The sequence below is a fragment of the Lysinibacillus sp. LK3 genome (assembly GCF_001043675.1).
GTDB lineage: Bacteria > Bacillota > Bacilli > Bacillales_A > Planococcaceae > Lysinibacillus > Lysinibacillus capsici.
This window is the reverse complement of sequence record NZ_LDUJ01000001.1, coordinates 210788-225430: the sequence shown is the minus strand read 5'-3', so window position 1 is coordinate 225430 and position 14643 is coordinate 210788. Positions and strand designations below refer to the sequence as shown.

General features: G+C 38.3%; 12 protein-coding genes. 2 read left to right on the top strand and 10 right to left on the bottom strand.

Translation table 11 applies throughout. From position 1 onward, the window contains the following. The gene (locus VK91_RS01055) at positions 1-1251 is read right to left on the bottom strand and encodes an MFS transporter (RefSeq protein ID WP_048389965.1); all 1251 of its coding nucleotides are present in this window, start codon (positions 1249-1251) and stop codon (positions 1-3) included. Between the two features lie 178 nt (positions 1252-1429). Further along, positions 1430-2311, bottom strand: coding sequence for a LysR family transcriptional regulator (locus VK91_RS01050; protein ID WP_048389964.1), 882 nt, complete (start codon positions 2309-2311; stop codon positions 1430-1432). Between the two features lie 129 nt (positions 2312-2440). On the opposite strand from VK91_RS01050, the gene VK91_RS01045 reads away from it, so the two are divergent. Next, positions 2441-3643, top strand: coding sequence for a CynX/NimT family MFS transporter (locus VK91_RS01045; RefSeq protein ID WP_048389962.1), 1203 nt, complete (start codon positions 2441-2443; stop codon positions 3641-3643). A gap of 108 nt (positions 3644-3751) precedes the next feature. Here the strand turns inward: VK91_RS01045 and VK91_RS01040 are convergent, their stop codons facing one another. The 8 genes from VK91_RS01040 to VK91_RS01005 form a co-directional block, all read right to left on the bottom strand. After that, positions 3752-4987: a Zn-dependent hydrolase gene (locus tag VK91_RS01040; protein ID WP_048389960.1), complete on the bottom strand. Its 1236-nt coding sequence runs from the start codon at positions 4985-4987 to the stop codon at positions 3752-3754. 169 nt (positions 4988-5156) lie between these two features. Further along, a complete protein-coding gene (locus VK91_RS01035) occupies positions 5157-5615 on the bottom strand; it encodes a nucleoside deaminase (protein WP_048389958.1) in 459 nt (152 codons plus the stop codon). 13 nt (positions 5616-5628) lie between these two features. Continuing rightward, the gene (gene arcC / locus VK91_RS01030) at positions 5629-6579 is read right to left on the bottom strand and encodes a carbamate kinase (RefSeq protein WP_048389956.1); all 951 of its coding nucleotides are present in this window, start codon (positions 6577-6579) and stop codon (positions 5629-5631) included. Positions 6580-6581: 2 nt separating this feature from the next. Continuing rightward, positions 6582-8060 (bottom strand): cytosine permease, encoded by a 1479-nt coding sequence (locus VK91_RS01025; RefSeq protein WP_048389954.1) that lies wholly within the window; start codon positions 8058-8060, stop codon positions 6582-6584. 31 nt (positions 8061-8091) lie between these two features. Then, positions 8092-9519: a DUF1116 domain-containing protein gene (locus tag VK91_RS01020; RefSeq protein WP_048389952.1), complete on the bottom strand. Its 1428-nt coding sequence runs from the start codon at positions 9517-9519 to the stop codon at positions 8092-8094. Then, positions 9512-11065, bottom strand: coding sequence for an acyl-CoA synthetase FdrA (gene fdrA / locus VK91_RS01015; protein ID WP_048389950.1), 1554 nt, complete (start codon positions 11063-11065; stop codon positions 9512-9514). Before fdrA ends, VK91_RS01020 begins: the two co-directional genes overlap by 8 nt. Positions 11066-11067: 2 nt before the next feature. Continuing rightward, entirely contained in the window at positions 11068-11943 is an 876-nt protein-coding gene (locus VK91_RS01010; protein ID WP_048389949.1) for a DUF2877 domain-containing protein, read from the bottom strand. Positions 11944-11974: 31 nt separating this feature from the next. Beyond that, positions 11975-12583, bottom strand: coding sequence for an ankyrin repeat domain-containing protein (locus VK91_RS01005; RefSeq protein WP_081011059.1), 609 nt, complete (start codon positions 12581-12583; stop codon positions 11975-11977). A 214-nt stretch (positions 12584-12797) separates the two neighbouring features. Between VK91_RS01005 and VK91_RS01000 the strand changes: the two genes are divergently transcribed. Beyond that, positions 12798-14516 (top strand): PucR family transcriptional regulator, encoded by a 1719-nt coding sequence (locus tag VK91_RS01000; RefSeq protein WP_048389945.1) that lies wholly within the window; start codon positions 12798-12800, stop codon positions 14514-14516. Positions 14517-14643 lie beyond the last annotated feature (127 nt).

The following is a 14643-nucleotide window of genomic DNA, read 5'->3' as shown; positions in this document are numbered from 1 at the left end:
TTATTTGACCTCCAATCGCCATATTCTTCTCGTTACGAAAGCTAATAATAATACACACACAGAGATTATAAAGACTGGTATATAGATGTTGGCTTGAAAGAACTCAAATAGCAACCCATACCCCATCTGCCCAAGTGGTGCCATACACTGTGATACTGCCATCATAATTGCCATGACTTTCCCTAATTGTTCATTTGGTGTTTCTTTTTGGACAAGGGTCATTACGTAAATGGAGATAATCGTCATCATCATCGCAATGATAAGAGCACAACCAATAAATAAGCTATACGATGGATAATAGCCAATTTGAAGGGCGCGAGGTAGCACAGACATAGCCATGGGAATTACCAAAAAGGCTGACATCAATACCCAAATATAGAGGGTGTGAATACGCAGCTTTTTTGCAAAGTACCCCATCGTTAACGCGCCTAAAATCGTCGCAAAATCAATAATCCCCATTCCTATTCCATACAATGTATCACTACTTTTCATCGTGACACGAAGAATAATAGGCACACCAACGATAAAAAGTGGAGTCAATAGTAAATTCAATAAAGCAGCAAGTAGCGTACATTTTAAAATAAAAGTTTGCTTCACCACATAAGTAAAACCTTCTTTCATGTCTTTGATTAAGGTCGGCATCAAATGACCATCATAGCTACGTTTCACAAATGGGATTGTCATAAACATTTCTACAATAGCCGTAAAGAAAAATAATAAACCACTTACTATGACGAGAAGTTTGAGGCCAAGCATTCCATATAGTATCCCCCCTAGCACAGGTGCTGTCACTCCTGCTAATGCCTGGACCCCATTGACGATCCCATTAGCCTGCTCAAGCTTTTGTTCGCTAACTAATAGCGGAATACTAGCCATTACAGCTGGCGTGTACATGGCACTAATGAATGAAAGAAGCACCATAACCAACCCAATCCATAGCACAGAATGATTGTCTGTTAGTAATACAATAAAAAAAATCAATACAATGCCACTACTGATAAAATCAAATAGGACCATTAAATTTCGCCGATTAAAACGATCTGCTATAGCGCCACCAAATGGTGTAAGTAAAACAGGAAGGCTTGAAATAGCGAAAAGCACAGCAAAAAGATCTGCCCGTCCTGTTATATCTAAAACAAAAAGTGAAAGAGCAAATCTTAAAAGCGCAGAGCCTAAAATAGAAATAATCTGCCCAGCTACCATAATGATAAAATCTTTCGAAAAGCCTTTTTCTTTGACTAGCATTCCCATATAAAAAACACCCCTTATTATTTTTAGACCGACAGTCGGTCATTTAATATGTTAAAAAATTGTAGGCACAAGCTTCTAGGACTTGCCCTACAATTTAGACTGACTGTCGGTTTATAAATAGTATATGTGAACTCCCCAAAAAAAGGAACATATTTTTATATCTTCCTTTTTGTTAACCCTATTTACTTTTAAAGTAATGTTTAATTTGCTCAATCATAGCAGTAGTTGCCTGACTAACATAGCGATCTACGCGGAAAATAATGGATAGGCTTCGGCTTGGAGCACCATTTGAAATTCGTATACTACACAAACTAGGATCATTCATTTGTTGGAGCAAAGGATAGGGTTGCACCGTTACACCAATATTGGCTCGAACGAGATTCATAATGGACGTGACAGAGCTTGTTTCAAGAATAGAATGAATGTGAAAACCATGCTTTTTTACAGCCTCTTCTACTATCTCTCTACCAAGAAAACCTTCTGGATACATCACCATAGGAAGTCCTTCTAATTCAGCAATTGGGATCACTGTTTGCTGTGCCAATGGATGCTCCTTTGAAACGGTCAGTACATATTCCTCTCTACATAAAGGAATAATGACCAATCGATCATCTGATTCTACATTCGTCCCAATACCGATATCCACTTCATTTTCGAGAACCTGCCGCATAATATCGATGGAAGCAAGTATCTTTAATTTTACCTTTGGAAATTTTTGATGGAAATCAATAACAAGCTGTGTAATCCGATAATCAAGATCAGATGGCATGATGCCAATACTTATTTGTCCCCCTTGTAGCCCCTGTAAATCTTTAATCGAATCTTTGACATTTTGTAATGTATTAAATACCTCTGTTGTATAGCTAAACAAAAGAGAGCCTGCCTCAGTCACAACAATTTTTTTGCCAATACGATCGAACAATGGCATTCCTAGCTCATCCTCCAGCACACGTATTTGCTGGCTTAACGTTGGCTGAGAGATGCCAAGTTTCTCAGCAGCTTTTGTAAAATGTAGCTCCTCATAGACTGCCATAAAATAATGCAGATGCCGTATTTCCACATAGACCACGCCCTATCATAGTTTCTAACTATCATTGTAATAGTAATAATAGTATTGTTCAATCATTCTAATTCAGATAGACTTCAATTTAGGCTTACTATTTATTTGATAGGACGGAGAGGAAAGACAATGAATATAAATCACAAAATTGTACCAATTATTGCCATTATTTTAGCTTCTTTTAATTTACGGCCTGTCATTACTTCGGTGTCCCCCTTATTAGGAACTATTCGCCAGACTTTACATATGAGCGCAGCTACTGCTAGTTTGCTAACTTCTTTAGCTGTGCTATGTATGGGCTTATTTGCACCTTTCGCAATCAAACTAGCTAATCGTTGGAGCATCGAGCGAACTATCGCTTACGCTCTTATTCTTATTGGACTAGCAACAGCTACCAGATATTTTGCTAATACTGCTTGGGTCATGCTAGTAACAGCCTTGTTATCAGGCATTGGCATTGCCATCGTAGGACCACTGTTATCGGGCTATATTAAGGAGAAATTTGCGAACCCTTCCCGTGTAGTGGGGATTTACTCGCTAGCACTTGTAGTAGGAGCTGCACTTGGCTCTGGGCTTTCTATTCCACTAAGCAATTTTTTTCATTCATGGCAAGCTTCTTCTGCCTCCTGGGCTATTCTTGCTTTAATCGCTTTATTCTTTTGGTGGAAGCCAATTGAACAAAAAGCAGTTACTGCATCAGTCACAAATTCACCTAGTAAGAGCAACAGTGTGAAGCAAATGTTAATGAATCAAAAGGCTTGGCTTTTAACAGGCTTTTTTGGGTTAATGGCCTTTATGTTTTATACCATCATGGCTTGGTTACCTCCCATCGCAGAAAATTTAGGCTATAGCAAACACGACGCTGGAATGATGCTGACACTATTAACAATTGCCCAAATGCCAGCTACATTTTTAGTGCCTATATTAAATAACCGTTTTCAGCATCGAGCCGTATGGCTAGTAGGTAGTTCATCATTAGAATTAATTGGTTTATTGATGCTACTGTTTTCTTATAATCCTTGGCTGAGCAGTATTCTGATTGGCCTTGGTGCAGGTGGGCTTTTCTCATTAGGGCTAACATTACCAATTGATGAGGCCAAAGATATTCACGAGGCTAGCTTCTTAGCTGCTATGACACAATCAGTTGGCTTTGTATTTGCTGCATTGGGCCCCTTCTTTGTCGGTCTTGTTCGAGATTTCACAGGCAATTTTACAACTGCTATTATTGGCATGATCATCATCGTCCTTGTGATGATTCTGATTCAACTAAAAATTGGAAACCAAAAGCAACCACAAATGCATCATATTCACATGAAAAAGACGACTTTCTAACAAGGAAGGTCGTCTTTTAATGATGGAATCGATTTTGTGCCTTTGTTGTATTGCCTTCACGGGATGACACTGGCCATACATGTAGCGTCTTCAACTGATGCTTGCTAATTAGCTGACTGAAGCATATCTTAGCACAACTGCCTCTAAAACATCGATTCCTATTAATATATCTTCAAGCTCCGTATGTTCATCTGGATGGTGACTTAAACCATCCACTGAAGGAATAAAAATAAGGCCAACTGGTCCGAGCCTTGTCATATTCATAGAATCGTGACCTGCTCCACTTTGCATATATTGATAGGATAGTTTCTTCTCTACACAAATTGTTTCTAAATCTTGCATTAGCTTTGGAGAAAGCTGGACAGGATCCTCTGAGCTAATGACATTGTATTCAATCGCAAGCTGCCTCTTTTGTTGAACGTTTGCAATAACCGTATAAAAATGCTGAAGCACACGTTCTCTCGATTCCACAGAGGATGATCGGATATCTACAGTTAACTCCACTTCACCTGGAACTACGTTCATCGAGCCTGCCACAACCTCTAGTATTCCAACAGTTGCCACAGTGCCAAACTCCTGCTCTGCTATCGCCGCTTTTTCTAATTCTAATGCCAATTCGGATGCTCCTAAAAGAGCGTCCTTTCTCATATTCATTGGAGTCGTGCCTGAATGGGACGCTTTTCCATTTAACTTCATTAATAAGCGAACTGGTGCTGCTACCCCTGTGACAATACCAATTTTCTTTTCATAGTTAATTAGCAGTGGTCCCTGTTCAATATGCAATTCGAAAAAGGCATGGAATCCTTCCTCTACTCTTGTCGCTTGATCAACACTACTAAAATCAAGTCCACAATGAGCAAAAGCCTGCTCCATCGTAATACCATCTCGATCGACTAAATGGCGATATTTTTCTTTATCAATTAATCCTGCCATTGCTTTACTGCCTACTGTTGACACACCAAATCTTGAAGACTCCTCACAGGCAAAGGCGATAATTTCAATTGGATGCTCTGTCACAATAGATCGCTCGTTTAATCGCTTGATGACCTCTAGGGCAGCGGTTACCCCTACAACGCCATCATATTTACCGCCTTGATAGACAGTATCTAAATGAGATCCCATGACAACAGGCTGCAATCCTGGCACACTGCCTTCTCTTCGAGCAATAAGATTTCCACAATGGTCAATATGAATTTGAAGATTTTCATCTTTACATAAACGAATAAAGGCATGTAAACAAGCCTGTTCTTCATTCGTATAGGCAACTCTCGTAATCCCTTTTTCGCCTGAATTATATTGATTCATTTTATCTAGTAATTGTTGATAACGTTCTTTATAGATCATGTAAACAGCTCCTTTTGAAGAATTACGAAGATGAAAATCAGACCAAATGTACGCTTGTATAGTATCTATTTTACACCTTTTTGGTTGAAAATTAGAAAAGGGATTCTCCATAACGAGATCCCTACTCTAATTCACTGGAAAGACTTAAGCAGTATATGACTGCTCTAATCTATTTACTATTAGCCATTTTGTCATTGAAATGATGGAACAAAGCATCACATTCTTCAGTCGTTTCAATTTTTTGCATGCTCAGGACACTTTTATCTTTACCCGTTAAGTAATCACGTAGATGCATATCAGAAAAGCCATGTACATGAGCATCTTCTGCTGTATTACAATAATGAACTTCTTTAATACCCGACCAAATAATAGCGCCCACACACATTGGACATGGTTCGCAAGTAGCGTAGATGACACAATCGGATAAATCCATTGTGCCAAGCTTTTTAGAGGCTTCACGAATGGCTACTATTTCTGCATGTGCAGTGATGTCTGTATCACGCATCATTGTATTGCCAACAACAGCGATGATTTCATCACCTCTTACAATGGTTGCACCAAATGGTCCACCAATATTTTGATCGATGCCTTCTTTTGTTTTGTCAACAGCTAGTTGAATATAATCCATACCGTGATTCCTCCTAGTTAATAATATGAGTACCAGCCTGATTATTGATCGCTTCTTTCAGACTTTCAGGGTTTGTAATAATTACTCGATGACCACCATTTTCTAAGAAGCTTAAGCTTGCTTCGATTTTTGGTAGCATACTTCCTGGCGGGAACTGATTATCTTGAACATGCTGCTTTGTTTCCTCAACAGTAATTTCTTCAAGTGCTTGTTGTTCAGGTTTTCCAAAGTTAATAAACACACGCGGAACACCCGTTGTAATAATTAATGAATCCGCATTTACTTGTGCCGCTAATAGACTTGTTGCAAAGTCTTTGTCAATGACTGCATCTACACCCTCATAGACATTGTTTTCTTTTTTCACAACTGGAATTCCACCACCGCCTACAGCGATCACGACATAATCATTATCAATTAATGATTTAATCGCCTCTTTTTCCACGATATCGATTGGTTTTGGTGAAGGCACAACGCGACGGTAGCCACGGCCAGAATCCTCTACCATTTTCCAATCTGGATGCTCTACTAGCATCGCCTCCGCTTGCTCCTTTGTAAAGAATGAACCAACTGGCTTTGTAGGGTTAATAAAGTTGGGATCATGTTCATTGATTTCAACTTGTGTAATCACACTAACTACCTTTTTATTAATTTGACGTTTAGTCAGTTCGTTAATTAATGCTTGTTGAATTAAATAGCCAATTCCACCTTGTGTGTCAGCCACACAGTTTACTAACGGAATTGCTGGCATGCCTGATACTTCATTAGCAATTTCACTTCTTTGTAAAGTGAAACCAACTTGTGGACCATTGCCGTGTGTGACAACCACTTTATAACCTTCCTGAATCATATCCGCGATATGCTCGACAGTTTGAGCAACTGCCTCTTGCTGACTTTGAATAGATTCACTTCCACTATCCTTTACCAACGAGTTACCGCCGATTGCTACAATTACTAATTTATTCACAACTACACCCCTACTTCTTTTTCTACACTATTTTGAACATTTTGCTGATTAAATTTATATAACAGCGTATATAAAATGAATGACACGATCAGTCCGCTAAAGAAAGCAAAGTTATTTAGCTGTACTAAAAACGGCACACTTTTCAGGAAAGCACCTGACATTGGTAAGAGGAAGCTTATTAATAGAACGATACATGCTACGATGTTATAGCCAGATTTATAAGCTCCATTATGACCTTCTTCCACATACATCATAGATAAATCTAAACGTCTTTTACGCTCGATAAAGAAGCTAGACAACATAATACCTGCAATCGGTCCAAACATAGAGCCTATAAAACTATAAAAGAAAAATAACGTTTCTGTACTCGATACTAGTTTCCAAGGCAAAATGACTGTGCCAATAATCGCTGTTAAAATACCTGCTGTTTTGACCGTAAATACTTTAGGGAATAAAGTTGTCATTTGTAATCCAGATGGTAATAAATTACCAAAAACTACAAAAGCTGTTGCGCCTACATTTAAAGCTAAAATTAATACAATCACTGAAAAGGGATTTTGAATTTTATCAATAGCATCTACAATATTAAAAATTGGTTGCCCAAAAGCAATTTCTGTCCCTGCTATTAAACTAATACAAGTAATCGCAAATAATAGATACGAGCCGATCATACCGATGGATAAGCCATAGATCATTGCTTTTGGCGATTTAGCTCTATGCGTAAAATCTGCAATATTTACAATTGGACCAGCCCAGTTAGACACCAATGCGCTAACACATGCAATAAAGACCAATGGACTTTCCATCGTGGTAGAAGGCTTATATTCTAAAATTGGTCCAATTCCTCCAGCAATATTAATTGCCCAAATCGCTGCGCCAATAATGAAAATATAAACAATCGGTGATGAGTATTTACCGAAGACTGTTAGCATATCCATGCCACCTAAAAAAAGTAAAACTGTAATTACCCATAAAATAATATAAGAAATCATAGTCGGAACATCTAAGCCAAAAATAGTGAAGTCTCCACCAATAGACATATAGTTCGGAATAAATCTTGCAAATAATACATTAAGGGATTGAGCGCCCACAACGGTCGTCGTACCAAAGAATACAACCCCAGCAATCAACCCTCGACATAACGCCGGAATAATAGAGCCTTTTACTCCAAATGAATCTCTTAGTAATATGGCAAACGGAATGCCATATTTAGAGGCGGAATATCCATTTAAGCAATAGCCTGCTGAGACGATTACTGCTGAAAGCATAATGGCTAAGAAAACTTGATTAACTGATAATCCTAAGACAAAAAACCCTGCAACCGTCATATAAGACATAATATTGTGAACTGCACCCATCCACACGGTAATGTAGTTAAAGATTCCCCAGTCTCTTTCCTGAGGACCTTTTGGTAAAAGTTCTTCCGAATAGCCAAGTGCTCTATAATCTTGATTGGACTGTTCAATTTTTGCGTGTTCCATAGAAAGCTCCTCCTACTTATAGGAAGTGGGCTTAAGCCCACTTCTCACTAATTGTAATTAATGCTTTTTCAAAAGCTTCCATTGGAGGATTTGTAATACCAGCACCAATCATACCGATTCCAGCCTCTTTATGTGCGATAGCTGTATTAATAATTGGAAGAATACCTGATTGGATGACTTTGCGAATATCAATACCAGTAGGAATTCCCATGAAGTTTAATAATGGAATGGTAATATTTTGGTTTTCTGTCGTCGTAATTTCTTTCATTTTACGAGAATAACCAATTGCTTCATCCACTGTTCCACCTACTAAAGCAACGATTGCTGGTGCAGTAGCCATTGCGAAACCACCAATACCGTAAGTTTCTGTAATAGCACTATCCCCTATATCAAGACCTGAATCCTCTGGTTTGTAGCCAGCAAACATCGGTCCGATTACTTTTTGTGCTGGGCCAGTAAACCATGTATTACCTGGCATGCCACTAATACGAACACCAAATTCTACACCGTTACGTGCCATTGTTGTCACGACAGTACTATATTCGATTCCATGTGCAGCATCTAATGCACATTTACAGCATGCCATCCATGTAGGACCTGAAAAATAATCACTACTTGCCACGAAATCAAATACTGCTCGCTTTTGTTCAACAGGATAATCTGTTTCTAAGATATATGGTGTCAATGCTTGAATTAATAAGCTTGTACCTGCATTATTACGGTTATGACATTCGTCACCCATGTGGAGCGCTTGTGCAAGCATTAATCGTAGATCGATGCCGTCTTTATTTAATTTCATTGCATCACGTAAAATTGGTCCTAACACATCACGCATCCATATTAATCGCTCGACAACGCTGTCATCGTTGGCACCCATACGCAAGATTTTTGCCATTTGCTCACTTAAATTTGTATAGGCGATATTGCCATACGTTTTATTTTCAACGATGTGCATAAACATCGAAGCAGATGTTACCCCAGCCATTGAACCAACTGCATTATGCTCATGGCAAGGTGAGAATGTAATATCTCCAGACGCCGCTACCTCTGCTGCTTCTTCTAAATCTTTTGCTAATCCTTCGAATACAAGAGCACCCATCACAGCGCCCTTCATTGGGCCATTCATATCTTCCCAAGTAATGGGTGGTCCTGCGTGTAAAATTGTTTTTTTCGTCATGCCAGGTACAACATTGATGGCTTGATCGAAACCAATCAACACGGGTTGAGAGTTAACAATTTTTTCCACTGCAAGACGATTTGCTGCTTCGATTTTTTCAGCAAGTTCTGCTTTATCGATTTTGTTTAGTGCTGCAATAATTTCTGGCTTACCTCCACCCGGTGGTGACCACTCTAGGTGTGTAGCACTTGCATTTTGTGCTAATATATCATCCTTAAAAAGTTCAATACCTACGTTAATTACGTTAATTTTACTTGTGAAAAGTTCATTAATCTTACTCATGATTTTCTCCTTTCAACACCATTTCTCTAGCAAGTAATCCTGCATTTGTACTACTGCTTGCATGTGTAACACCTGCATCGACTAATTTTTCCACTTGCTCATCTATGTTTGGCGTATCTAAGTCTGTTCCAAGGACATACCCAATGATCTCTAAATGTCTACCTTCTTTTTCAGCAAATTGTTTAGCTTCAATGATGGCTGGAAGCATAACACCTACTGGGTCTTCATGAGAGCCAAAGCCTAATACGAAGTCCATCACAATGACACCAACTGTCGGATCTTTTGCTTCTTGTAAGAAGCGCTCTATGCGAGAAGACGGATCGATCATTGGATGTGGTTTACCATTTGTAAAATCATCATCACCGAAGTCAATGAATGTATGTTCCTGACTCACATTGATATCTTTCAATAAGAAATCAGGATTCTTTTGGATGTTACTGTAAATATTATCTAATTTTTCCATAGCTAGATACATAGATTCATCACAAAGCGTACCGCCACAGAATAACCCACGAATGTATTTTTGCTCTGGCGCTAATTTTGCACGAACCTCTTCAACTAATGGAATGTTAAGCGCACGTTTGTTAATACCTGCTTCATCAATACCTGCTAGTAAGACTGCCTTTAAGGCTGCTTCTTTCGATGTTTTAGCAAATTGTCCACCAGCTGCCACTACAGCCTCTTCATTACCACCTATAAAATAAACCACTACCGGTTTGCTGCATTCTTTAATTTGTGCGAGTACTTTTTTCTCAACACTTGCTTCAGGTGGCTTCGATACAAGTACAATCACTTTAGTGGCTTCATCGGCTTCTAGTGCTTTGATTCCATCAAGCATCATCATACCGCCCACTTCTTTACTTAAATCTCTTCCGCCAGTACCGATCAGTTGTGTGATACCACCACCGAAGTCATGAATGCGAACACTTACTTCTTGGCTACCTGTACCAGATGCCGCTACGATACCGATATTGCCTTTTCTTACAGCGTTTGCAAAGCAAAGTCCTGTATTACCAATAATAGCGGTACCACAGTCTGGTCCCATCATTAATAAGCCTTTTTCATGTGCTAAAGTTTTTAATTCTACTTCGTCTTCAACGCTTACATTATCACTGAACAGCATCACGTGTAGATCATTTTCAAGTGCTTTGCGTGCTTCGCGAACAGCAAATGCCCCATTGACAGAAATGACCGCAAAGTTTGCATCAGGAATTCCTTGTGCAGCTGAATCAATCGTTGCATATTTAATATCACTTTTTGCTTGTGCTTTATCTTTATTTGTTAGTAATTCTTCCACTGCTAGGTAAGCGCTTTCTGTTTGATCCGCATTAGCAGTTTTAACAATAATCATTAAGTCCCCTGCTGTTGCTTCCTCCACTTCTGGCGTCATCAAACCAACGTTACGAATGACTCCTTTGTTCATCTCCGTACCCATACCAATAAATGCTTGCTCGACGCCTTCAATTTGATTCGCTTTTGTAGATAGTGACATCAATGACACTGAATCAAAATATGTGTTGCGCTTAATTACGACTTTAATACTCATCATTATCCTCCTAATTTTATATTGGCTTCTAAGCCACTTATCAGCCCTAAGGCAATATCTGTTCCTGAGGAAGAGCCAATAGCAAGCACCTTTCTCAGAGCCTCAATGGATTCCACTTCTGTGCCATATAAAATGGCGTGTATGAATGAACAGATGGACTCCCTTACTTGTCCATATGCTGCCTTCTTCAATGTTGTAAAGCTAATCTCGTTGGTCAAAGGCTGAATCACTTTGATGACGCTTTCACACAAAGGTTTATACATAGAACACGGGCTATTTTGTAAGTGAATGATAGCAAATAAGCCTACTAAAAAATCATCCCCTGATGGTGTTAGCCCTGGCCCCAAGCCTACTAAATCAGCAGCATATGCCTGAAAACGATCCAAACGTTGATTCAATATTTCCTCATAAAGTAAAGTTGTACGCTGCTGTAATAATCTCGATGTCTCCGCTTCAAATTCACTGACGGGAGAATCATTACGTTTTATGCCGCCGCCTTTCCCATGTAAATCAATGAATTGTTTTACACGGATCATATTCATTTTTAAGCGTGTACAATTTGCTGGATAAATAGGTAGCTGACATTGCCAACGAGAGGCGGTTGGGATCGCTATTATTAATTTTTCTTCTATTAATAGTTGATTATGGCGAACCGATACCCTGTCATGTTGCTGAATGCCCAGGTGATCCAATGTATCAAGATCAATGACAAGTGTATTGGGTGCCCGATCCATTGCCTTCGTAGCAAGTGTAAAAATTTCATCATTACCATCACTCCGTATATTTAAGGCATGTTTAAACACGCTATGAACCGTTCCCGTAAACGTCGCCACTATTTGCTGCAGGAAATAATCATCACCTAATTTGGCATGTATCATATGTACACCTCTTTATGTCGTAGGAGTACTACTATTTCGCTCCTGCTTCTAGTAGAATTTTTTCAATTTCAGTAAATCCTTTTTCTTTAGCCATTGTTAATGGTGTCACACCATATTGATCCACTAATTGTGTATCTGCTCCATGTTCTACTAATAGACGAACTATTTCTTGTTGCTTTTCTCCCCCATCATTGAGGAGAATGGCTTCAATCAATGGTGTCCATCCACAAATATTTGTATGGTTGACATTGATGTCTGTAGTCGTTACAAGTTCACGAACTACCTCAACAAAGCCCTTCTCACTTGCTGGATGAATCCCTACACCGCCAAAGCGTGTTAAACGCTCTAAATCTGTGTTTGCTTGTAGCATTATTTTCACAAGCTCTAACTTTCCATTTATACATCCATACAAAAATGGGTTTAAACAAATTTGATCTTGAAGGTCAATATCTGCCCCTTCCTGAATTAAAAATTTTACTGTTTCTAATTGATCATTCATCGCAGCAAGTAAAATTGCTGTACGTTTGCGCTTATTTTGAGAATTAATATCCACACCTTGTTGTAAATAACCTTTCAGAGCGTTATTATCACCTGCTTCAGCTGCAGTTAAAAATTCTGAGACCACATTCATATCTACCAATTTCATTCCTCCATTTCTCTGACCTATTGTTCATTTCAACTAAAAAGAAATAAACCGCGAGAATGTTACTACTTTCACATTTCCGTCTTACAAGCTTTATTTTATTCTCTTATGCCGTAGATATCATTGTTTAGCAAAACCAAAAAGAATGAAGATCATTTAGGCAATATGTACAATGTTTTGTGATAAGATTATGGCGAAGGAGTGAAATCATTTGCTAACAATTAAAGATATATTAGAGATAAAGGCACTTGAAGGAATTAAAATTGTTGCTGGAGAGCAAGGAATTCACAATGAAATTGCACTTGTGAATATTATCGAAAATCCCGATGCATTTGATTGGCTGACACCGAATGAATTACTGTTAACGACTGGTTACATCTTCCAAGATGACGAAGCCTTACAAAATAAAATTATCCAAGAAATCTCTAAAATCAATTGTGCAGGCCTTGTTATTAAAATGAGACGCTATTTACAAAAGACGCCTCAAAACATGATCGATATTGCCAATCAGCATGGATTGCCGTTATTAGAGTTACCTTATAATTACACCCTTTCCAAGGTCATCTCGATTATCAATGAAAAGGCATCCGGCCGTTATGATCTATTAAATAGAAAATCTTTGGACATGCACAATACGCTATTTAAGGTGGCGCTTGAAGGAGGAGGCATCGAATCTATTTCCTCTAAGTTAGCTGAAACAATTAATAACCCGATTATTTTTTTAGATAATGACTGGAATTTACTGCATTATACAGATCTTGATACGAATCCTGTGCCCCTTGCCTATGGCATTAATTTAAAGAAGAATCGTCCAACATTTTCAAAGGATTTTATAAATACCATTCCGAATGATCTCAATGAAATGCAAAAATCCATTACACGAATCTATCAATTAGAAGATCTAGCCATAAAATGTAGAATTCTTCCTGTTGCAGTAGCCAACTATATTTATGGCTATATTGTCATTTGGCAAACTGTACGGGATCTGAATGAGTTTGATTTCATCGTTTTAGAGCAAGCCTCCACGATTGTGGCACTAGAAAGGATAAAACAGAAGGAAATTGAGGGTGTACGTCTAAAGATTAAACAAGAGTTTTTTGATGATTTATTGACTGGAAAAATCACTTCGCTTGAAACGCTACAAACACTATGCGATCTCCACGGCTTAAAGATCAACCATAAATATTATTGCATCGTCATCTCTATTAGCCATGAAAATTTGCAAAACCAGCATGATTTAATTTCTAGAAAATACGAAACCGATAATATTGCAAAAAAATGTATGAATTTAATTTATGAGCACTCTAGCACAATTAATGGGGAAATTACATGCCTTTATCGCAACAATCAAATCATTATATTAGTTGGACAGCAAGACAGCAAACAAGATTTCACGATCAATGAAACAAAGCAATACGCAGAAAACATTCTCCAATTATTAGTACAGCAACATACGCAAAGCTCTTTCTTAATGGGGATTGGCAAAGAATATAAACATATACGTTTTGTCCATAAAAGCTTTGCAGAGGCACATGAAGCTCTCCGTCTTATGCACCGCTTCGAAGAGCGTGGGGCAGTGGCTCATTATGCGGATCACTCCATTTATCATTTTTTAGATTCGAATATTAATGAAGTGCAGCTAAAGGACTTTTTCTTAGAAAGCTTGGGTTCTGTCTTTGAGCATGATCTATTACATGGGACAAGCTATCTACTTACATTAGAAAATTACTTTATCAATCATATGAATATAAGTGAAACAGCCAAGGAAATGTTTATCCATCGCAATACGTTAATTTATCGGATTGAAAAGATTAAAGAAATTTTAAAAACCGATTTAAAAAGCTATGAGGAGCTGTTACAAATCCAGCTAGCCTTAAGAATCTATCGCTTGCTTGGTAAGTCTTTATACCACGATGAATTTGCAGACTAGTATCAAAAGGTGGTGATCGCATCACCTTTTTTGATGACCATTCATTTCATATTCAGTTCATAAACGCATGCTATAGTAAAGCCATAGAAACGAAATACATTGTTTTCAGACAATGAAGGAGGCTTAT

What these genes read in the sequence shown, in the direction of transcription:
- VK91_RS01055 (WP_048389965.1), bottom strand. Translation starts at nt 1,251, where the DNA reads ATGGGAATGCTAGTCAAAGAAAAAGGCTTTTCGAAAGATTTTATCATT.
- VK91_RS01045 (WP_048389962.1), top strand. Translation starts at nt 2,441, where the DNA reads ATGAATATAAATCACAAAATTGTACCAATTATTGCCATTATTTTAGCT.
- VK91_RS01040 (WP_048389960.1), bottom strand. Translation starts at nt 4,987, where the DNA reads ATGATCTATAAAGAACGTTATCAACAATTACTAGATAAAATGAATCAA.
- VK91_RS01035 (WP_048389958.1), bottom strand. Translation starts at nt 5,615, where the DNA reads ATGGATTATATTCAACTAGCTGTTGACAAAACAAAAGAAGGCATCGAT.
- VK91_RS01025 (WP_048389954.1), bottom strand. Translation starts at nt 8,060, where the DNA reads ATGGAACACGCAAAAATTGAACAGTCCAATCAAGATTATAGAGCACTT.
- VK91_RS01020 (WP_048389952.1), bottom strand. Translation starts at nt 9,519, where the DNA reads ATGAGTAAGATTAATGAACTTTTCACAAGTAAAATTAACGTAATTAAC.
- fdrA (WP_048389950.1), bottom strand. Translation starts at nt 11,065, where the DNA reads ATGAGTATTAAAGTCGTAATTAAGCGCAACACATATTTTGATTCAGTG.
- VK91_RS01010 (WP_048389949.1), bottom strand. Translation starts at nt 11,943, where the DNA reads ATGATACATGCCAAATTAGGTGATGATTATTTCCTGCAGCAAATAGTG.